This window comes from Ruegeria sp. CDSC052 (assembly GCF_059610685.1).
The window spans coordinates 106,034-127,240 of the sequence record NZ_JBXWOB010000005.1 but is presented as its reverse complement, the minus strand read 5'-3'; the positions used below and the strand labels follow the sequence as shown (position 1 = coordinate 127,240).

At 57.3% G+C, this 21,207-nt stretch carries 18 protein-coding genes and 1 tRNA gene; 11 read left to right on the top strand and 8 right to left on the bottom strand.

The genetic code is table 11. From position 1 onward, the window contains the following. Positions 1–8: 8 nt before the first annotated feature. From AC2FIM_RS10865 to AC2FIM_RS10845, 5 genes are all read left to right on the top strand, one after another. The gene (locus AC2FIM_RS10865; protein WP_142636703.1) at positions 9–1,592 is read left to right on the top strand and encodes an ABC transporter substrate-binding protein; all 1,584 of its coding nucleotides are present in this window, start codon (positions 9–11) and stop codon (positions 1,590–1,592) included. Between the two features lie 15 nt (positions 1,593–1,607). Beyond that, a complete protein-coding gene (locus AC2FIM_RS10860; protein ID WP_142636701.1) occupies positions 1,608–2,564 on the top strand; it encodes an ABC transporter permease in 957 nt (318 codons plus the stop codon). Further along, entirely contained in the window at positions 2,564–3,379 is an 816-nt protein-coding gene (locus tag AC2FIM_RS10855) for an ABC transporter permease (RefSeq protein WP_142636698.1), read from the top strand. The genes AC2FIM_RS10860 and AC2FIM_RS10855 overlap by 1 nt, the downstream gene beginning before the upstream one ends. Then, positions 3,376–5,013 (top strand): ABC transporter ATP-binding protein, encoded by a 1,638-nt coding sequence (locus tag AC2FIM_RS10850; protein WP_142636696.1) that lies wholly within the window; start codon positions 3,376–3,378, stop codon positions 5,011–5,013. The genes AC2FIM_RS10855 and AC2FIM_RS10850 overlap by 4 nt, the downstream gene beginning before the upstream one ends. A 143-nt stretch (positions 5,014–5,156) precedes the next feature. Continuing rightward, a complete protein-coding gene (locus AC2FIM_RS10845) occupies positions 5,157–5,993 on the top strand; it encodes an alkaline phosphatase family protein (protein ID WP_271949356.1) in 837 nt (278 codons plus the stop codon). A gap of 4 nt (positions 5,994–5,997) precedes the next feature. On the opposite strand, the gene AC2FIM_RS10840 is transcribed toward AC2FIM_RS10845, so the two are convergent. From AC2FIM_RS10840 to AC2FIM_RS10805, 8 genes are all read right to left on the bottom strand, one after another. Continuing rightward, positions 5,998–6,921, bottom strand: a complete 924-nt coding sequence (locus AC2FIM_RS10840) for an alpha/beta hydrolase (RefSeq protein WP_271949354.1) — start codon at positions 6,919–6,921, stop codon at positions 5,998–6,000. Positions 6,922–6,934: 13 nt separating this feature from the next. Next, positions 6,935–8,824: an acyl-CoA synthetase gene (locus AC2FIM_RS10835; protein WP_142636690.1), complete on the bottom strand. Its 1,890-nt coding sequence runs from the start codon at positions 8,822–8,824 to the stop codon at positions 6,935–6,937. Between the two features lie 151 nt (positions 8,825–8,975). Beyond that, a complete protein-coding gene (locus AC2FIM_RS10830; protein WP_496677696.1) occupies positions 8,976–10,796 on the bottom strand; it encodes an ABC transporter transmembrane domain-containing protein in 1,821 nt (606 codons plus the stop codon). A gap of 127 nt (positions 10,797–10,923) precedes the next feature. Beyond that, positions 10,924–10,998, bottom strand: a tRNA-Gly gene (locus tag AC2FIM_RS10825). Positions 10,999–11,136: 138 nt separating this feature from the next. After that, positions 11,137–12,273 carry an N-acetylglucosamine-6-phosphate deacetylase gene (gene nagA, locus AC2FIM_RS10820; RefSeq protein ID WP_496708125.1) on the bottom strand — a complete coding sequence of 379 codons (1,137 nt, stop codon included), beginning with the start codon at positions 12,271–12,273 and terminating at the stop codon, positions 11,137–11,139. Then, a complete protein-coding gene (locus tag AC2FIM_RS10815) occupies positions 12,270–13,298 on the bottom strand; it encodes an SIS domain-containing protein (RefSeq protein WP_271949347.1) in 1,029 nt (342 codons plus the stop codon). The genes nagA and AC2FIM_RS10815 overlap by 4 nt, the downstream gene beginning before the upstream one ends. A gap of 19 nt (positions 13,299–13,317) precedes the next feature. Next, entirely contained in the window at positions 13,318–14,067 is a 750-nt protein-coding gene (locus AC2FIM_RS10810) for a GntR family transcriptional regulator (protein ID WP_271949346.1), read from the bottom strand. Next, positions 14,054–14,929 carry a glucosamine kinase nucleotide-binding domain-containing protein gene (locus AC2FIM_RS10805; RefSeq protein ID WP_496708124.1) on the bottom strand — a complete coding sequence of 292 codons (876 nt, stop codon included), beginning with the start codon at positions 14,927–14,929 and terminating at the stop codon, positions 14,054–14,056. The genes AC2FIM_RS10810 and AC2FIM_RS10805 overlap by 14 nt, the downstream gene beginning before the upstream one ends. A 171-nt stretch (positions 14,930–15,100) precedes the next feature. On the opposite strand from AC2FIM_RS10805, the gene AC2FIM_RS10800 reads away from it, so the two are divergent. The 6 genes from AC2FIM_RS10800 to AC2FIM_RS10775 all read left to right on the top strand — a co-directional run bounded on the left by AC2FIM_RS10800 (position 15,101) and on the right by AC2FIM_RS10775 (position 21,116). Next, on the top strand, positions 15,101–15,985 hold the full coding sequence (locus tag AC2FIM_RS10800; protein ID WP_496677688.1) for an N-acetylmuramic acid 6-phosphate etherase: 885 nt from the start codon (positions 15,101–15,103) through the stop codon (positions 15,983–15,985). A 24-nt stretch (positions 15,986–16,009) separates the two neighbouring features. Continuing rightward, positions 16,010–17,263 carry an ABC transporter substrate-binding protein gene (locus tag AC2FIM_RS10795; RefSeq protein WP_282021497.1) on the top strand — a complete coding sequence of 418 codons (1,254 nt, stop codon included), beginning with the start codon at positions 16,010–16,012 and terminating at the stop codon, positions 17,261–17,263. Between the two features lie 65 nt (positions 17,264–17,328). After that, positions 17,329–18,243: a carbohydrate ABC transporter permease gene (locus AC2FIM_RS10790; RefSeq protein WP_142636674.1), complete on the top strand. Its 915-nt coding sequence runs from the start codon at positions 17,329–17,331 to the stop codon at positions 18,241–18,243. A gap of 10 nt (positions 18,244–18,253) precedes the next feature. Then, a complete protein-coding gene (locus tag AC2FIM_RS10785; protein ID WP_271949335.1) occupies positions 18,254–19,093 on the top strand; it encodes a carbohydrate ABC transporter permease in 840 nt (279 codons plus the stop codon). Then, positions 19,090–20,124 carry a Gfo/Idh/MocA family protein gene (locus AC2FIM_RS10780; protein ID WP_271949334.1) on the top strand — a complete coding sequence of 345 codons (1,035 nt, stop codon included), beginning with the start codon at positions 19,090–19,092 and terminating at the stop codon, positions 20,122–20,124. Before AC2FIM_RS10785 ends, AC2FIM_RS10780 begins: the two co-directional genes overlap by 4 nt. Continuing rightward, positions 20,121–21,116 (top strand): ABC transporter ATP-binding protein, encoded by a 996-nt coding sequence (locus AC2FIM_RS10775; protein ID WP_142636668.1) that lies wholly within the window; start codon positions 20,121–20,123, stop codon positions 21,114–21,116. The genes AC2FIM_RS10780 and AC2FIM_RS10775 overlap by 4 nt, the downstream gene beginning before the upstream one ends. Positions 21,117–21,207 lie beyond the last annotated feature (91 nt).

The window sequence follows — 21,207 nt, the reverse complement described above, 5'->3', positions numbered from 1 at the left end:
ATATCTGAATGAACGAACAAATCACTCACATGGCCAAGCAGGTTACAGCTGGCAAGCTGACCCGCCGCGAATTTATGGGGAAAGCTGCAGCACTTGGTGTGTCTGCTGCGATGGCCAGCACAATGTTTGCCGATGCTGCACGCGCGGCTGGCCCGAAAAAGGGCGGTGATCTGAAATTTGGCCTGCAGGGCGGGGAATCCACCAACTCGCTTGACCCGGCCACCTATGCCAGCTCGGTTCCGTTCCAGAACGGCAAGCAGTTCGGCGACCAACTGGTCGAGGTTGCGCCCGATGGATCGATCGAACCGCGCCTTGCAGAAAGCGTCGAAGGCAGCGCGGATGCCAGGGTCTGGACCTTCAAACTGCGTCAGGGCGTGGAATTCCACAACGGCAAGACCATGACCAGCGAAGACGTGCTGAAAACCATGGAGCGTCACTCGAACGAGGATTCCCAATCCGGTGCTCTGGGCATCATGCGCGGCATCGAATCGATGAAGGCTGATGGCGACAATTTCCAGGTTACGCTGAATGAACCAAATGCCGACCTGCCCTATCTGATGGCGGACTATCACCTGATCATCCAGCCGGATGGCGGCATGGAAGATCCGGGCGCAGGGGTTGGCACCGGCCCTTACCAAGTGGAAGTCAACGAACCCGGCGTGCGCCACGTGTTCAAGAAATTCGCCAACCACTGGAGCGATTACGGCAATTTCGACAGCGTCGAAGTGGTTGTTATCAATGACGCAACCGCCCGGACCGCCGCGCTGCAATCCGGTCAGGTCCACGCGATCAACCGGGTCGAGCCCAAGATTGCTGATCTGCTGGGTCGCGCACCGAACCTGACTGTGCATTCAACCGCAGGCCGTGGCCACTATGTGTTTATCATGCATTGCGACACGGCACCGTTTGATAACAATGAACTGCGTTTGGCCCTGAAACACGCGATTAACCGTCAGGATCTGGTCGACAAGGTTCTGCGTGGCTATGGCTCGATTGGGAATGACATGCCGATCAACGCGGCCTACCCGCTGTTTGACGGTTCGATCCCGCAGCGTGAATTCAGCATCGAAAAAGCAGCTGAGCATTACAAGAAGTCGGGTCATGACGGCTCACCAATCATTCTGCAGGTCGCTGATGGCGCCTTCCCTGGTGCGGTGGATGCGGCCGCCCTGTTCCAGCAGACCGCGGCTCAGGCTGGTATCCCGCTGGAAATCAAGCGTGAACCCAACGATGGTTACTGGTCCGAGGTTTGGAACGTACAGCCGTTCTGCGCCTCGTACTGGGGTGGCCGTCCGGTGCAGGACCAGATGTATTCGACCGCGTATCTGTCGACCGCAGACTGGAACGACACGCGGTTCAAGGTTCCGGCCTTTGACGAGATGCTGTTTGCAGCCCGCGCCGAGCTGGACAATGACAAGCGCAAGGACATCTACAAACAGATGGGCATGATGGTCCGCGACGAAGGCGGCGTAATCTGCCCGATGTTCAATGATTTCGTCGAAGGTGTCAGCAATCAGCTGGAAGGTTGGGAAAGCGACCCGACCCAAGAGATGATGAACGGCAACATGTCCCGCAAGATGTGGTTCTCCTGATAAGGACCACGGATCATGCATCCTATCATCAAATTGGTTTCCCAGCGCCTTGCGCTGGGACTCCTATTGCTGTTTGGCGCTTCGGCCCTGATTTTTGGCCTGACCGAAGCCCTGCCCGGAGACGCCGCGCAAGCCGTCCTGGGACAGTCCGCAACTCCTGAGGCTCTTGCTAACTTACGTGAGGAAATGGGGCTGAACCGCCCTGCCCTGACCCGATACGCCGAATGGCTGGGCGGGATCGTTCAAGGCGATCTGGGTCAATCGATGACCAACAAACTGGATATCGCTGAAAGCATCGGCAAGCGCCTGGGCAACACGCTGTTCCTGGCTTGTGCCGCCGCCGTCGTCTCCGTACCACTCGCTATCTTCCTTGGCTTGTTGGCCGTCCGCTATCGCAACCGTATGCCGGACAAATTGATCTCAGCTGTGACCTTGACCACGGTTTCGATCCCCGAATTCCTGATCGGCTACGTGATTATCTACTTCGTTTCCGTAAAACTGGGCTGGTTTTCCTCGCTTGCGATGATCAACGATTCGATGTCCTTCGGCGAAAAGCTCTATGCAATCGCCTTGCCGGCCTTTGTGCTGACGCTGGTGGTATTGGCACAGATGATGCGGATGACCCGCGCCGCAATCCTAAACCTGATGCAGTCGGCCTATATCGAAACGGCTGAGCTGAAAGGTTTGTCCAGTTTTCAGGTCATCGCGCGACATGCCTTCCCCAACGCGATTTCGCCCATTGTCAACGTAGTTATGCTGAACCTGGCCTATCTGGTCGTGGGCGTCGTCGTGGTCGAAGTGGTGTTCGTTTACCCTGGCATGGGGCAATATCTTGTGGACTCGGTGACCAAGCGTGACGTGCCTGTGGTTCTGGCCTGCGGCGTTGTCTTCGCTGCGGTCTATATCGGGCTGAACATGGTTGCCGATATCGTGTCCATCCTTGCCAATCCAAGACTGAGGCACCCGAAATGATGAAGAATCTTCCTATTTCGGCCATGATCGGTCTGTTTTTCACCGGGCTGTACTTTTTCGTGGCGCTCGCCGCACCTCTGATCGCTCCTTACGGCATGGCCGAGGTGGTCGGTGATGTCTGGGAACCGTCCAGTGCCAAACACCTGTTGGGTACGGACAATATCGGGCGCGATCTGCTAACTCGCATGATCTATGGCGGGCGCACGACCATCTTTATCGCTGCTGCTGCCACAATCCTCAGCTTTGCCACCGGCACCACGCTGGGCTTGCTGGCCGCTGTTCTTGGTGGCTGGGCCGATCAGGTCCTCAGCCGAGCGGTTGACCTGGTCATGTCGATCCCGACACTGATCCTGGCGCTGGTCATTCTGGCGATTGTCCCGGTGACTGTCCCGATCCTGATCCTGGTGATGGGCCTGCTGGATGCCACACGCCCCTATCGCCTGTCGCGATCTGTCGCTGTGGATATCAATGTGATGGACTATGTTGAGGCTGCCAAGCTGCGCGGTGAGGGTCGTATCTGGATCATCTTCCGGGAAATCCTGCCCAATGCTCTGTCGCCTCTGGTGGCCGAGTTCGGATTGCGGTTCATCTTTATGGTTCTGTTTATCTCGACCCTCTCGTTCCTGGGTTTGGGCGTCCAACCGCCGCTGGCGGATTGGGGTGGAATCGTGAAGGAAAACAAAGACGGTATCGTCTATGGCATCGGCGCGGCGCTATATCCGGCTGTTGCCATCGCGACCCTCGCCATCTCGGTCAACCTTGTTGCTGACTGGGTCCTGAACCGTACCACATCGCTGAAAGGAGGCCGGGGATGAGTGATACCCTTCTCAAGGTCCGCGACCTCAAAATCGGCGCGACCGTCTATCCACCGGGTGAAAAACCCCATGATATCGAAATCGTGCACGGGGTCAGCTTTGACCTTGAACGCGGCAAGGTGTTGGGGCTGATCGGTGAATCCGGGGCCGGTAAATCCACCATTGGTCTGGCCTCAATGGCCTATGGCCGTGGTGGTGTTGAACTCACCGGCGGAGAGGTTTGGGTTAACGGGCGCGATATCCTGAAAACCCCGCATAGCGATATCCGTAATCTGCGCGGAGGCGAAGTAGCATATGTTTCGCAATCCGCTGCAGCATCGTTCAACCCAGCCAAGAAGATCATGGATCAGGTGATCGAAGCCGCGGTGGAGCACAAGAAGTTCTCGCGTAAAGAGGCCGAAGCCCGCGCGCGGGAACTGTTCGCCAAGCTGGGGCTTCCCGATCCGGACAATATTGGTGATCGCTATCCGCACCAAGTTTCGGGTGGTCAGCTACAGCGGTGTATGACAGCACTGGCGCTTTGTCCTGAGCCTGATCTGGTGGTGTTCGACGAACCGACAACTGCGCTGGATGTAACCACCCAGATCGATGTTCTGATGGCCATTAAGGAAGCCATTCGTGATACCGGCGTTGCCGCGCTCTATATCACCCACGATCTGGCCGTCGTTGCACAAGTCAGCGACGACATCATGGTTCTGCGCATGGGTAACACGGTTGAGTACGGCAACACCGATCAGATCATCAACAACCCGCAGGAAGAGTATACCAAGGCGCTGGTCTCGGTCCGCTCCATCGAACATGAAGAAAAGAAGCCAACATCCGAACCAGTGCTGACAGTTGACGGGATCACTGCGCGCTATAAGGGGCTGAATTTCGACGTGCTGCACAACGTCAATGTCGAGCTTCATCCGGGCCAAACATTAGCGGTTGTGGGCGAATCCGGTTCTGGCAAGTCCACGCTGGCACGGGTGATCACCGGTCTGCTTCCGCCGCGCGATGGCGAGATCAATTTCGCCGGACGCAAGCTCAGTGGCGACCTGAAGGGCCGCAGCCGTGAAGACCTGCGCGAATTGCAGATGATCTATCAGATGGCAGACGTGGCGATGAACCCGCGTCAGACCGTTGGAACGATCATCGGGCGCCCGCTGGAGTTCTACTTCAACATGCGCGGCGCCGAAAAGCGCAAGCGGATCGTGGAACTGCTGGATGAGATCGAGCTGGGCGAGAAGTACATGGATCGCTATCCGGCGGAACTTTCTGGCGGCCAGAAACAGCGTGTTTGCATTGCGCGTTCATTGGCGGCCAAGCCTAAGATGATCATCTGTGATGAGGTCACCTCGGCGCTCGATCCGCTGGTGGCGGATGGTATCCTCAAACTGCTGCTGGACCTGCAGAAGATCGAGGATGTGGCCTATCTGTTCATCACCCACGATCTGGCAACGGTGCGCGCGATCAGCGACAGTATTGCGGTGATGTATCAGGGCCGAGTCGTCCGCTACGGCCCCAAGTCGCAGGTGCTGAGCCCACCGTTTGATGACTATACCGACCTACTGCTCAGCTCTGTCCCCGAAATGCATCTGGGCTGGCTGGAAGAGGTCGTCGCCCACCGCAAAATGGAAAGCGCCGGGAACTGATCCCGGCCCTTCCCGTAAGTTTATGAAATCCCGGCGCCATTCGATCAAGGTGTCGGGATTTTGCCATTCGGGGCGGGATCAGGCAGCCAGACCGCACCGAATCTTTTAGGGTCGGCTGAAGCAATCTGAAAAAGGGTCAGAGCATGGACCGCAAACTTCTCCTCATCATTCTGGACGGTGTTCCATGGCGCAATTTCCGTCGCTTGTTCGGCAATCTGGAAGGCTGGGTCGACACCGGCGAGGCGCGCGTTTGGAAGAAGCGCGCTGTGCTACCGTCAATCTCGGCAAGCTGCTATGCCTCGATCCATACCGGTGTAACACCGCAGGAGCATGGCTGTACCGGCAATGGCAACGTGTTCCGCCTGAGTCAGAAGGACATCTTCAGCCAAGTGCGCGAAGCCGGCGGCGTGACTGGGGCTGTGGCCCACAGCTTCTGGTCGCAATTCTTTAATCGCCATCCATTCGACTATGTCCGCGATGTTGAATATGACGAGCCCAACAGCAAAACGATCAATCATGGTCGGTTCCACACGATGACAGGCTATGGCAAAGCAAACCAGATGACGCCCTGTGACGTCGATCTGTTCGCAACGCTGACCAATCTCTGCCTACGCCATGGCTTGGACTATGGATTGCTGCATACCAGCACTTTGGACAGCATGGGTCATAGGTTCTTTCATGAATGTGAAGAGATGGACCATGCCTGTTTCGTGATGGACGAAATGCTGGCCCCGTTTATCCCGCGCTGGCGGCAGTTGGGTTACGACGTCATCGTCACCGCAGATCACGGCCAGGACGATCGTGGCCATCACGGTGGGCGTGGCGCATTGCAGCAGGAAACCGCGCTGTATTACTTCGGTGACGCCGAAGGCCCCGATGCGAATGCTGTGATCGGCCAGCTACAGCTGGCGCCCACGATTCTGGACCGTTTGGGTGCCCCGATTGCCGAAACCATGAACGGTCAGCCCTTCTTGAAGTAGGGGATCAGTCGTAGGGCCAGATCTGCTGGCCCAACGCCTCTATCGCCACCGAGATCCTCTCGAAGCTGTCCGCCGCACGTTTGACCATAGTGCGCGCCCGCAGATAGCCGTGCACAAGGCCGGGTTCATTGATGCAATGAGCCTGCCCACCTGCAGCCCTGATCTGCTCGCAATAGATCGCACCATCATCACGTAAGGGATCACAATCTGCAGTTACCACCACGGTTGGGGGCAGCCCCGAGAAATCCGTGTCATGCAATGGAGCGAATGTCGGGTCGTTTTCCGGCACATCTCCACCACAGCGCACCTTCTCGTAAAAACTTACATCCTCCAGCGTCAGCAAAGGCGCATGGGCATGTTCCTTATAGGAACCACGGGACGAATCTCCGCCCAAGCCTGGATAGATGAGGACCTGACCAAGAAGATTGTCGAACTGCGTCCGTCCGTGCTGTGAAACTGCGGCGGCCAGATTTCCACCCGCGCTGTCGCCCGCCAGAACGAAAGGGTCCTGGAACTCTTGCACCGCCCAGTTGGTTGCCGCCCAGCTATCGTGAAACTGGGCAGGATGAATATGTTCGGGGCTCAGGCGGTAATCCACGGCAATCACCCGATACCCAGTTTGTGCACAAAGTTCGGCACAGACATCGTCGTGACTGTCCAGTCCGCCGACGACAAACCCGCCTCCGTGGAAATAGATCACCGTCCGGCTTGGATTGCCTGCGGTGTAAATGCGAACAGGCACGCCATCGGCGCACCTGTCTTCTGTTTCAACACCCATTGGGCGAGGCTGGCGAAAATCCTTGCACATTACGTCATAGACGCCGCGCTGATCTTCGATCGACAATTCGACCGCGTCATCAGGATAGCTTTCAGCCGTTCGTCTTATGAACGCCCAGGTTTCTTCATCGATCAGACGTTCATAGTCCATAGCCCCTCCGCGATCAGGCAGCCCACTCCCATGGCCGGGTGAACGATCCCAGCACTTTGCTGACATCGTCGTCCGAGGAACCGTTGGCGTCAAGCTGCGCGACAAGTCCGCGCTTTTTATCATCCAGAACCGAAACCACACGCGCAGCAACGCCTGCGTCTTCAAGCGCACCATTGTAGATGCGTGTGATCGCCTGCTTACGTAGCTCGGGCTTAAAGACTTTGCCCACTGCCGTTTTGGGCAGTTCGTCCAGAATAGTCATGTGCTTAGGTTGCGCGGCACGCTCGTGAACGTGAACTCTGCAGTATTCCATCAGCTCCTGCTCTGTCACACTGGCCCCAGAGACCAGTTCGACAAAGGCACAGGGCACTTCACCCGCATGGGCGTCTGGTTGACCGATCGCACCGGCAAATGCCACGGCCTCATGCCCCAACAGCGCCTCTTCGATCTCGGCCGGGTCGATATTGTGCCCGCCGCGAATGATCAAATCCTTGGCACGACCGGTGATCCACAAATAGCCATCATCGTCAAACCGGCCCAAATCACCGGTGCGCAGATATTTGTCATAGTGGAACAGGCCCACGTTCTTTTCGACCTCTGTATACGTGTTGCCCGCAAATACGCCGGGGTTCGAGATACAGATCTCACCAATCTGATCAGTTCCACATTCGGTCGGACCGTCGGGCCCATCCTGCAGGATTTTCACATCCGTATAAGGGAACGGAACGCCAATCGAACCGATCTTCTTTTCGCCATCCACCGGGTTGCACGACACAAGGCAGGTGGCTTCGGTCAGGCCATAGCCTTCGACTATAGTGACGCCGGTGGCCTCTTCAAAGCGACGGAACAGTTCAACCGGCAAAGGAGCCGAGCCTGAGAAGGCCGTTTTCACTGACGAGATATCAGCGTCGACAGGGCGCTGCATTTTGGCAGAGATCGCTGTCGGAACCGTGATGATAAAGCTGACTTTCCAACGCTCGATCAGTTTCCAGAAATTGTCGAAAACGCCATCCCCGCGATATCCTTGAGGCGTCGGGAAGACCACATGCGCACCCGAACTCACCGCAGCCATGACGATCACATGCACAGCAAAGACGTGGAACATGGGCAGTGGGCACATGACCACATCGTTTTCGTCGAACAACAAGGTGCCACCACACCAGCCATTATAGATCAGGCCGGAATATTTGTGTTGTGCAACCTTGGGCATGCCGGTTGTACCACCAGTATGGAAATAGCACGCAACACGGTCTGATTTACTGTCTTCGAATGTCAGTGTCTTGGGCTGTTTCGCCAGCTCTTTGCTGAAATTCAAATAGTCCGCATGAGCCAATTTAGCCTTGTCGCCCATTTTGGGACGCACAAGGGGCACGATCCACGATTTCGGAGGCGTCAGATAGCGATTCAGGTCGATTTCCAAAATTGTGTTCACACCGGGCGCGTGGCGTACGGCCTCTTCCACCTTCTGTGCAACATCGGCTTTGGGAAATGACTTTAGCGTCACAACAACCTTGGCTTTCGTCTCGCGCAAAATTGCTGCGATTTGCTCGGGCTCCAACAACGGGTTGATCGGGTTCACGATCCCTGCGACGGCCCCTCCCATGAGGGTCACCAGAGTTTCGTTGCAGTTGGGCAGCACATAGGCCACCACATCGTTTTCACCGATACCCAGAGATCTGAAAAGATTGGCGGCCTGATTGACCTTACCCAGCAGATCAGACCACGTCAGTGTCTCGGCCTTATCGGTTGGGCCGGAAAACAGCTGAAAGCTAATGGCCTTGTGGTCGGGGAACTTGGCCGCCGTTCGAGAAAGTAACTGATGAAAGGTTACCGGTACGTCTCGATCCTCCCACGGCATTTCATTTTCTATTCTTGCCTTATCGTCTAATCCCGCGAATGCCATTAGTTCCTCCCTGTACTTTTACTGCGTCACGCGCAGGCTCTCATCTAGGATGAAAGTAAAACCCGCTCATGTGCAAGTAAGGGCTTAACGGCAGAACAACCCAGAATGTAGAATGACGCTGGGGCGCAAAACAAAATATCTCGCCATCAGGTTACTCTGCTGCAACACCATCGGTAAATTGCAACCGTGCCAAACGCGCGTACAGCCCATCCTGCGATACCAGATCGTCATGCGTTCCCTGCGCAACGATCTGCCCGTTCTCCAGGACGATGATGCGGTCGGCTTTTTTCACGGTTGCCAATCTGTGCGCAACAATCAGCGTCGTCCGCCCTGCACGCAACCTGTCGACAGCCCCTTGCACAGCGCGCTCGCTTTCAGCGTCCAATGCCGATGTCGCCTCATCCAACAACAGGATCGGAGCATCGCGCAAAATGGCGCGGGCGATGGCGATCCGCTGTTTTTGTCCCCCGGACAGCATGACGCCTCGCTCTCCTACAAAGCTGTCATAGCCTTCGGGCAGCGTCGAGATGAATTCGTGGGCCGCAGCTGCGCGGGCTGCGTCTTCAACCTCGGCATCCGTCGCATCGAGCCGCCCAAATCGGATATTTTCGCGCGCCGATGCTGCGAATATCGTGGGATCCTGAGGCACAAGTGCCATATGACGGCGGAAATTGGAACGATCCAAATCTCGCAGGTCAATACCATCCAAACAAACGCGTCCCGAGTCAGGATCATAGAATCGCTGAATCATCTGGATCACGGTTGTTTTTCCGGCCCCCGAGGGGCCGACAAATGCGACGGTTTCCCCGGGGTTGACTGTCAGCGACAGTTCATTCAACGCCACGACATCCGGACGCGCCGGGTAGCGGAAAGTCACATCGTCGAACCGAATCTTGCCGCGCACGGGCGCGGGGAAAGCTTGCGCCTGGCCGGGATCGTTCACGGTGTCCTGAGCATTCAACAGCTCGACCAACCGCTCGGTCGCACCGGCCGCACGCTGCAATTCGCTCCAGATTTCGGACAGGGCCGCAACCGAACCGGCCATGATGATCGAATAGATCACGAACTGGATCAGAACGCCCTCGGTCATGACACCGTTGCGGACATCATTCGCCCCCATCCACAACACGCCCACGATTCCGGAAAACACCAGGAATATAACGATGACGGTCAGCACGGCCCGGGTCTGAATTCGGCGCAGCGAGACAGTATAGGACGTTTCGGTCATCTCACCGAACTGATTTCGGCTGGCCTGCTCATGGGTAAAGGCCTGAACGGTTTGAACTGCGCTCAGCGCTTCACCGGCGTTGCCCGATGAGGCTGCGATCCAGTCTTGGTTTTCCCGGCTAATAACCCGCAGGCGCCGCCCCAATACCAGTATCGGAACTACAACCAGCGGAATCAGCAGCAAGACCATCCCGGTCAGCTTGGCCGAGGTCAGCAGCATCAGCACAAGCCCGCCCAGAAACATCAACATATTGCGTAGAGCGATCGAGACTGACGAGCCCAGCACGGATTGAATCAGCGTGGTGTCGGTCGTGATCCGGCTCAGCACCTCACCCGTCATGATACGTTCATAGAATTCGGGGCTCATCCCGATGACGCGATCAAAAACGGCTTTGCGGATATCGGCGACAACGCGTTCGCCCAGGCGCGTAACAAGCGCGTAGCGGATACCTGTTCCGACGGCCAGAATCGCGGCGATGCCCAGCGCCGCCAGAAAGTACCAATCCAGTAGCTCTCCGTCTTCGATCCGAAAGTTGTCGACCACACGGCGGACAGCCAAAGGCAATGTCAGCGTCATGCTGGCGGTCAGAACCAAGGCCAAAGAGGCCCCAATCATTTGCAATCGATAAGGCTTCATGAATGGCCAGAGCGAAGCCAGAACACCGATTTTCCTGGACCTGGCCCGTTCCTCAGCCGCACCGGGTGCGGGTTTTGCTGCTGGACTGGCTGAGACGGGTTTTGCCATGTCAGGCCCTTACATCGTGTTCGAATTCCGGTATCCCGCTTCTTGGCGTCTACAACCCGCCGGGTCAAGCGGTGCAGCCGAATGGCCCAAACGAAAGGCTATTTGACGCAGACTTTTGGGGCTGATTTGGAGCGGGCGGCGGGAATCGAACCCGCTTCATCAGCTTGGAAGGCTGAGGTAATAGCCAGTATACGACGCCCGCTCAGCGGTGGCTGGTTTATGCCATGCCCAAGGTGTCGTCAAGCACAGTTCGCACGCGAAATTCAAAATCATATGACACCCGGGGACGGACCCCGGCGCATCGGTAATCCCGGGGTCGTTTCGGCAGCGCGCGGCTTATTCAACGCGCGGCATTCGCCCATTCGCAAGTTTCAAGATCCGCCGAAATACGGATCATGGATGCCAGATTCTTACTGGAAGATTCGGCCAAGCCAATCAACTTCGCAGGATAGGTCGTTGCGGCGCTCAGCGCATCCTTCAGCGGGACACCGACATTTTTGACAAGGATGCGAACAGCCGTCGTCAGATCCAGGTCAGCCCCTGCCAGCGTTCCATTTTCAAGCGTCAGGCGGCCATCCGTTCTGGTAATACGGCGCCCTTCAAGGTTGAATTCGGCATCCTCTGTTCCGGCAACAGCCATGGCATCGCTGACCAGAAATATCCGGGCCGGGCCGGTCTTTGCCGCCCATGCCGCCCGCATGACCTCAGGGTGTACGTGTATACTGTCTGCAATCAGACCCGCAGACAAACCCGCATTGGCCAGCGCCGCCCCCACAAGACCAGGCTCGCGGTTTCCAAGCTGGCTCATGGCGTTGAACAGATGTGTGACACAGCGCGCGCCCGCCGCAGCATAACGTTGACAGGTCGCAAAATCCGCATCGCTATGACCCAGAGACACCAGAATTCCGGCCTCAGCCAAAGAGGTAACCTGTCGCTCAGACACAGCTTCTGGCGCCAGGGTTACTTTAAGGCAAGGCAATCGGCTGGCCGCGGCTATCAGGGTGGTCAGATCCTCTTCATCCATCGGGCGGATCAGCGCGGCGTCATGCGCCCCTTGTCGCGCCAACGAAAGATGCGGTCCCTCCAGATGCAGTCCAGCGACACCGGGAACACCGACATCCACAGCCTTGATCGCGGCCTCTATTGCCTGCTGGGTCTTGGCCGCAGTGTCGGTAATCAGGGTGGGCAAAAAGGATGCGACTCCAAGCTTTCTATGCGCTTGAGAAATGCGCTGGATAGTCTCGACAGAAGGGTCATCGTTGAACATGACACTTCCGCCGCCATTGACCTGTAGGTCCACAAATCCGGGGCAGAGAATATCACCGTTCAGATCGACCTGCTGCCCGGCGATTTTGGTTCCGTCTGCCGGGGTGATCTCGGACAAATTACCTTGGCGAAACACAACCGCCTGCCCCTCCAGCAGGTGTGTGCCGTCGAAATAGGCGCCGTTTCTGAATACAACCGTCTCAGAGGTCATACAGTTTCCGTAACTTTCTTAAGGTGACGCGGGGCATCAGGGTCAATTCCGCGATTGCAGGCGACCGATTCAACCATGCTGTAGAACGATGTGATGGCGCTGATGGGATCGGTCAGCCAATGGTCCGTTCTGACGACCGGCAGAGGCTGCGCCCGTTTCACCGCCGAGGTTGTGGCAAAAACGGTAGCCCCTTTTGCCGCCAACGCATCAGCCGCTTCTGCCGTTGTTTGTTCAGCGGCATCACTGGCAGCGAACACAATGGTTGGAAACCCTTCTTCAACGATTGAGACCGGCCCGTGCAGAACTTCTGCAGTCGAATAGCTCTCGGCGTGGATCTGGCAGGTCTCTTTGATTTTCAGCGCCGCTTCATTCGAGATCGCCAGCGATGGACCGCGACCCAAGGTAAAAAGGGACCGGCCGGAAATCGCATTGGCGGCCGGGGTCCAGTCGCATTGGGCAGCCTTCCCAAGATACCCGGGCAGTGACCATATGGCCTGCTTCAGCTCTGCCTCATCCGCGATTTCCGCCAGCAACCACAGCCCCGCCACCAGAGACGTCACAAAGGTCTTGGTTGCTGCCACACTCAATTCCGGTCCCGCATGAAGAGGCAGGACGGCGTCCGTGGCATCTGCCAGGTGGGATTCCGTATTGTTCGTAATGGCGACCGTCACGGCACCAGATCGTTTCAGCGCGCGCGTCATGCCAACGATATCCGGGCTTTGACCAGATTGCGACACCGATATGCTCAACGCACCCTGCGCCCGAAGCTCGGCACCATAGATCGAGTTGACCGAGGGCCCGACCGAGGCAACAGGAAGGTTCAGCAATAGTTCGCATGCATATTTCAGATAGGTGCAGGCGTGATCCGAAGATCCTCGCGCCACCGAGACCAGAAAACGCGGGTCTGCGTCGCGCGCCAACTGGGCAGCGTGGCGGATATTGTCAGCCCCATTGCTTAGCAATCGGTCTACGGCATCAGGAATTTCCAGAATTTCCTGACGCATCTTCGAGAGTTCTACGGACATCTAGTTCCGTCCTTTCAGGTTACAACCGCAATTCAGCGACAAAATCATACGCATCGCCGCGATAAAGCGAGCGTGTCAGTTCGGCGACGCGTCCGTTTCTGAGAAAAGAAACACGTTCAATATTCAGCCCGGCGGCTCCCTCGGGAACATCAAGAAGTTCAGCCTCACGCGCGGCCAAATTCAGGGCCGAGATCTTCTGAACCGCCCGAACAGGACGGCGGCCCAGCCGATCCAAGACCTCGTACAGAGAGGTGGTCACCTCGATCGGGTTCGGCAGGATATCCAAAGGTAACGCCGCTTTTTCCAGCGCCAATGGACGGCCATCGGCTTCGCGCAATCGGTAGATACGAGAGATTTGCTCACCCTCGGACAAGCTCAAGGCGGCAATCTCTTCTTGGGTCGGCGCAAAGACCCCCCGCTCCAGCCATTTCGACGCGGTTTTCATTCCACGGCTGGACATGTCTTCGGTGAACGAAGTCAGATGTGTCAGCGATTGTTCGACCCGTGGGATGCGCTCGCGGATGAACGAGCCCGAGCCCTGGCGCTGTTCGATCACGCCCTCTTGGACAAGCTCTTGAATCGCCTTTCTCACGGTGACGCGCGAAAGGTCCGTGATCTCGACAAGTTCTCTCTCGGAAGGAAGCGACGATTTGGGGGGCAGAACACCCGTATCAATGCCCTCCTGCAGCCTTCGCCGCAGTTGGACATATCTCGGCCCATTATCAGCGGTCAGCCAGGAATCCGAACGCAGAAAATCAGCAATGCTCATGTTCGACCTCCTTTGCCAAGGCGAGCGCCCCGTCGAGCGGTTCTCCTAACGGCGCGCGCAGGTCGGATTGCATGTTTTCGGGCAGATACGACGCGTATTGACCACCAATACCGCCCGTCAGGCACAGCGCGGTTCCCGGGTTCCACCCCAAATGCATGGCGGTATCCGCCAGATAGGCAGCACCTGCCCGCATGATTTGTTGCGCAACCACGTCGTCATCTTGGGCAGCCATGGTCACTTTTGGTGCAATCGCACCAAACTGCGCAGGGTCTGCAGCCCCCGCAAAGCGAACGATCCCGGCAGGTCCGTCATGCTCGGACAGCAAAGTGGTCAAAAGGTCCGAACGGGCCTGCGTTCCATCAAACGCACGCAATGCCAAGGACAATGCCATCCTTCCAACCCACTGGGCCGAGGCTTCATCCCCCAAGACCGAGCCCCAGCCACCGGCAAAGCGCATGTCTCTACCAGTTTGTCTGGCCAGAAATGAGCCTGTACCACAATGGGCAATCAGCCCGTCCTGCGCACCCAGCGCCCCGCGCAAGGCTGCGGGACGATCATCCTCTATCCGGGCGTGCTTTAGACCAAGCGCATCCCTCAAACGAGTTGCGATCGCCTGATCCGTGACCCCAGCCAAACCAACAAAGGCAGGACTTGCCAACAAGCCCTCAACCCCGATGCCAAGCTTGCCAGACAGCCGGTCTAACCCCAGCTTTATCTGTGAAACGCCAGCCTGAAAATCAGTCGAGACGTTTGCAGCGCCAACTTCAACGCTGTGAGCGATTCCAGCAACTTCACAGGCCACACGACAGCGCGTTCCACCGCCATCAATGGCCAGCACAGCATTATTCAGGGACTCAGTCATGACAATACCAATACAATACCTATTTCGATTAGAAAAGCCTCGTTTTATGCTATTTTCGCCAATATCTCGATTTTTCCTTTAAAATCAGCACCCAAATAATACCGAAAAGAAAATGTTGGACAGGTGGTATTAAATAGGTATTGTAATCGGGAAACCTGGGAGGGGATTCTCTTGACGCTGCCGTCAACCGAACAACTGCACCGCGACGCCGCCAGCCTGAGCCGCGAAGACCTGACAGGGTCGGCGCTGTTGCTGGCCGAGGGGCAGATCGCTGCGGCAGCGGCGGTGCGCTCGGCCACACAGGCTATTGCATTGGGCGCCGCTGCGATGGCCAGGACGCTCCGGTCGGGCGGCATGTTGCACTATGTTGCGGCAGGCTCGTCCGGTTTGATGGCGGCGGCTGACGCGCAAGAGCTGGGCGGAACATTCTCGATCACGCCAGACCAGTTGCGAATCCATATGGCTGGTGGTCTTCCGACGGGTGTCGAGATGCCGGGTGATTCCGAAGACGCCGACGGTGACCTGCGTGAAGCGCTGAACAGTTTGTCAGCCCAGGACACGGTGATCGCCGTATCCGCAAGCGGGTCGACCCCCTACACGATGACAGCCGCAGGCATCGCCCGTGCAAAAGGCGCGACCTTGATCGGCATCGCCAATAACGCCAACAGCCCCCTGCTGATACAGGCCAACATCCCGATCCTGCTTGCCACACCGCCCGAATTGATCTCTGGATCAACTCGGATGGGCGCGGGAACGGCACAAAAGATCGCCTTGAATATGCTGTCGTCGCTGATGGCGCTGGACCTTGGCCACGTACATGGCGGCATGATGGTCAACCTGCGCGCAGACAATGACAAACTGCGCGCCCGCGCGGCCGGAATCGTCACCCGCATTGCCGAGGTGGACACAGACGCAGCAAAGCGCGCACTGGAAGCAACGCGCGGTGATGTGAAGCCCGCCGTGCTTGTCGCCGCAAAAGGTGTTTCGGCATCCGAAGCCACCGAACGCCTACGAACATCAGACGGAATCCTAACGGCCGCACTGGCCATAGAATAATAACCATCAATCGGGAGAATATGGATGACTAAGAATAGCTTGAAACTTGCTCTGCTAGGCACGACGCTGATGGCGTCGGCTGCCTATGCGGATGATGTGACCCTGACCATCGAGAGCTGGCGAAATGACGACCTGACCCTATGGCAGGACCAGATCATCCCTGCGTTTGAGGCCAAACACCCCGGCATCAAAGTGCAATTTACACCCTCGGCCCCGGCAGAATACAACGCTGTCCTGAACTCGAAACTGGATGCGGGCTCGGCTGGCGATCTGATCACCTGCCGTCCTTTCGATGCATCACTGGCCCTCTATGAGGCCGGCCACCTGAGCGACCTGTCGGGTGTCGAAGCGATGAACAACTTCTCGGATGTCGCCAAGTCGGCCTGGCAAACGGATGACGGCTCGGCCAGTTTCTGCGTTCCGATGGCGTCGGTGATCCACGGGTTCATCTATAACAAGGACGCGTTTGCCGAACTGGGTATCGAAGTTCCCACAACCGAGGACGAGTTCTTTGCCGCCCTCGACAAGATCAAGGAAGACGGCACTTATATCCCGATGGCGATGGGCACCAACGACCAGTGGGAAGCCGCCACTATGGGTTATAACAACATCGGCCCGAACTATTGGAAAGGCGAAGAGGGCCGCCAGGCGCTGATCGCGGGCGAGCAAAAGCTGACCGATGAAGCCTGGACCGCCCCCTATGCCACCCTGGCCCGTTGGGGCGCTTATCTGGGTGATGGATATGAGGCGCAGACCTATCCCGACAGCCAGAACATCTTTACCTTGGGTCGCGCAGCCGTCTACCCTGCGGGATCCTGGGAAATTTCGGGCTTCAATGCGCAGGCCGATTTCGAAATGGGCGCCTTTAAGCCGCCAGTCCAGAATGCGGGCGATACCTGCTATATCTCGGACCACACCGACATTGGCATTGGTATGAATGCGGCCACCGCGAATCCCGAAGCTGCCGAGACGTTCCTGGCCTGGGTCGCAAGCCCGGAATTCGCCGAAATCTTCGGCAACGCCCTGCCTGGCTTCTTCCCGCTCTCGAACACTCCGGTCGAGCTGCAGGACCCGCTGGCCAAGGAAATCGTAGGCTGGCGCGAAGAGTGTGAATCGACCATCCGCTCGACCTATCAAATCCTGTCGCGTGGCACACCGAACCTTGAAAACGATACCTGGGGCGCTTCGGTTGCCGCCATCAAAGGCGCAAAATCCCCCGAGGAACTGGGTGCCGAACTGCAGGAAGGCCTGGCCTCCTGGTACGCTCCGCATCAGTAAGCTGATCCATACCCGGGCGGTGCCGACCGCCCGGGTAACTCCGACACCCCTTTGAAAGCAATCCCATGACCCGCCCCCGCATCCGCTGGCATATCGTTGTATTTCTGGCACCTGCCGTACTCGTCTATACCGCTGTGATGATTTTCCCGCTGTTCAACACACTGCGCCTTGCACTGTATACAGAGGTTGATCAGGCTCGCGTGTTTGTCGGATTGCAGAATTTCCGGACGCTGTTTTTCGATCCCAACTGGTCGGATCAGTTCTGGAATGCTCTGGGTAATAATTTTTGGTTCTTCCTGATCCATATGTTGGTTCAGAACCCGATCGGCATCGCGCTGGCCGCCCTTCTCAGCCACCCCCGTCTACGGTTTGCGGCCCTCTATCGCTCGGCGATCTTTATTCCTACGATCCTCAGCTTTGTAATCGTGGGCTTTGCCTGGAAACTGATCCTGTCGCCGATCTGGGGCATTGCGCCTTCGATGCTGGATGCTGTTGGGCTTAAGTCCCTCTTTGCACCGTGGCTGGGCAAAGAGGAATACGCACTGACCACGCTGGCGCTGATCTCGGTCTGGCAGTTCGTAGGCATCCCGATGATGCTGATCTATGCCGCCCTGCTGACCATCCCCGAAGAAATCCTTGAGGCCGGAGAGATCGACGGCATCACCGGGGCCTCGGCCTTCTGGAAGATCAAACTACCGCTGATCCTGCCCTCGATCGGGATCATCTCGATCCTGACCTTTGTGGGAAATTTCAACGCATTCGACCTGATCTATGCCTCACAAGGCGCGCTGGCGGGGCCGGATTTCTCAACCGATATTCTGGGCACCTTCATGTACCGCACCTTCTTTGGCTTCCAGTTGCAGCTGGGCGACCCGCATATGGGGTCCGCCATCGCCGGGGCCATGTTCGCAATCATCCTGGTGGGCGTCTGTATCTATCTGTTCGGCATCCAGACCCGGATGCGCCGGTATCAACTGTGAGGGCCAAGTGATGAACAAAGCACGCCATAACCCCCTCAACACCGTAGCGATGCACGCTGGGCTGATCCTGTATACGCTGATCGCTCTGTTCCCGGTCTTTGTGATCCTGATCAACAGCTTCAAAACCCGCCGGTCGATCTTTCGCGAACCGCTGGCCCTGCCCAACGCAGACAGTTTTTCGCTGATCGGCTATGAGACGGTGATGAAGCAGGGGGATTTCTTCCTTTACTTTCAGAACTCGATGATCGTCACCGTGGCGTCGTTGTTCTTTATCCTGCTGTTCGGTGCCATGGCGGCCTATGCGCTGTCCGAGTACCAGTTCAAAGGCAACCTGCTGATGGGCCTGTATCTGGCACTGGGGATCATGATTCCGATCCGCATCGGCACTGTCGCAATCCTTGAGATGATGGTGGCGACCGGGTTGGTGAACTCACTTTGGGCGCTGATCCTGGTCTATACGGCACAGGGTTTGCCGCTGGCAGTGTTCATCCTGTCCGAATTCATGCGGCAGGTCAGTGACGATCTGAAAAACGCCGGGCGCATCGACGGGCTGTCGGAATATACGATCTTCTTCCGACTGGTGCTGCCACTGGTGCGGCCCGCCATGGCGACGGTGGCGGTGTTCAACATGATCCCGATCTGGAACGATCTGTGGTTCCCGCTGATCCTGGCCCCGGCTGAGGAGACCAAGACCCTGACGCTGGGCAGCCAGGTCTTTATCGGTCAATTTGTCACCGACTGGAACGCGGTCCTGTCAGCCTTGTCGATGGCAATCCTGCCGGTCCTGGTTCTCTATGTCATATTCTCACGCCAGCTGATCCGCGGCATCACGTCAGGGGCTGTCAAATGACACGTGTTCTGATCGCAGGTCTTGGCAATATGGGGTTCAGCCACGCGCTGGCCCATCACCATCACCCCGACGCCCAGATCGTGGCGTTGGTGAACCGCTCGGGGCACGTTGAGTACCCTGATCTTGCCGAATACCCGGCCTATTCCGATTTCGAAACCGCGCTGGCCAAAACAAACCCGGATCTGGTCGTGATCGCCACCTATTCCGACAGCCATGCGGATTATGCCTGTGCGGCGATGGAAGCCGGGGCGCATGTCTTTGTAGAGAAACCGCTGGCCACCAATGTCGCTGATGCGCGGCGCGTGGTCGAAACCGCCATCCGACTGAACCGCAAGCTGGTTGTTGGCTACATCCTGCGCCACCACCCCTCGTGGGTGCGGCTGATTGCCGAGGCCCGCAAACTGGGTGGGCCTTATGTATTCCGCCTGAACCTGAACCAGCAATCCAACGGTGCGGAATGGGAGACGCATAAAGCGTTGATGCAGACCACCTCGCCCATCGTGGATTGCGGCGTTCACTATGTCGATGTGATGTGCCAGATCACTGATGCCCGGCCCGTCCGTGTCCACGGAATGGGTCTGCGGCTGTCCGATGAGATCGCGCCCGACATGTACAATTACGGGCAATTTCAGGTGGTTTTCAATGACGGCTCGGTCGGCTGGTATGAGGCCGGCTGGGGCCCGATGATGTCGGAAACCGCATTCTTCGTGAAAGATATAGTGTCGCCCAACGGTTCGGTCTCGATCACCGACGGGAACAAGGGCGCCTCGGCGGATATCGACGGCCACACAAAGGTTGGCGGTCTGCTAGTCCACACACCGCAAGGCGACCACACAATCGACATGCCCGGTGAACCCGGTCACCAGGAACTATGCGATGCCGAACAGGGCTATATGCTGCGCGCCATCGCCGAAGACATAGACCTGACGCGTCATATGAATGACGCTGTCCAATCCCTTGCCATTTGCCTGGCCGCAGATGAAAGCATCCGCACTGGCCAGCCCGTTTCCTTTGAGGAGCAAGCGACATGACCGCCCTGACGCTGAACAAAATCAATAAATCCTTCGGCAATGTGCATGTCCTAAAAGACATCACGCTTGAAGTCGAAGACGGCGAGTTTGTCGTCTTTGTCGGCCCTTCGGGCTGTGGCAAATCCACCCTGTTGCGGGTGATTGCCGGGCTCGAGGATGCATCGTCCGGTGAGATCAACATTGGCGGGCAGCAGGTCAATCTGGTGCCGCCATCCAAGCGCGGCATTGCGATGGTATTCCAAAGCTATGCGCTCTATCCCCACCTCAGCGTTCGGGGCAATATGACCCTTGCACTGAAGCAGGAAAAGCAGCCCAAATCGGAAATCGAAGGCCGCGTGGCCAAAGCCAGCCGGATGCTGAACCTGGAACCCTATCTGGACCGCTTCCCGTCCGAACTGTCAGGCGGTCAGCGTCAGCGGGTTGCCATTGGCCGCGCCATCGTGCGCGAACCCAAACTGTTCCTGTTTGATGAGCCTCTGTCCAATCTGGATGCCGCGCTTCGCATGAATACGCGAATCGAGATCGCCAACCTGCACCGAGCACTGGACGCCTCGATGATCTATGTTACCCACGACCAGACCGAAGCCATGACCCTGGCCGACAAGATCGTTGTTCTGCGTGACGGCCGGGTAGAACAGATCGGCAGCCCGATGGAACTGTATAACAATCCCGCGAACCAGTTCGTAGCAGGGTTCCTCGGCTCTCCGTCAATGAATTTCTTGCCGCAGGGGTTGCTGAACGAAAGCGGTCAGAACACGATTGGCATCCGGCCCGAGGACCTGTTTGTTGCAGATGACGGACCACTCACCGCGCGTGTCAGCCATGTCGAAAAGTTGGGCGGAGACACAAATGTCATCGCGCAGATCAATGAACACGCCATAACCGCCCGGCTGTTTGGCCAGCATGCGATATCCGAAGGGCAGGAATTGCGTTTCGCCTATTCACCGGACAAGGCCTATCGGTTCACTGCGGACGGTCAGCGCCTTACCTGACCGCTTTTCCTGGCAAAAAACCAATAAAAACAAGATGTCATCAGCCCGTTTTGACGGACTGATCCAATCGGCGTATCCTAACGCATCCAAA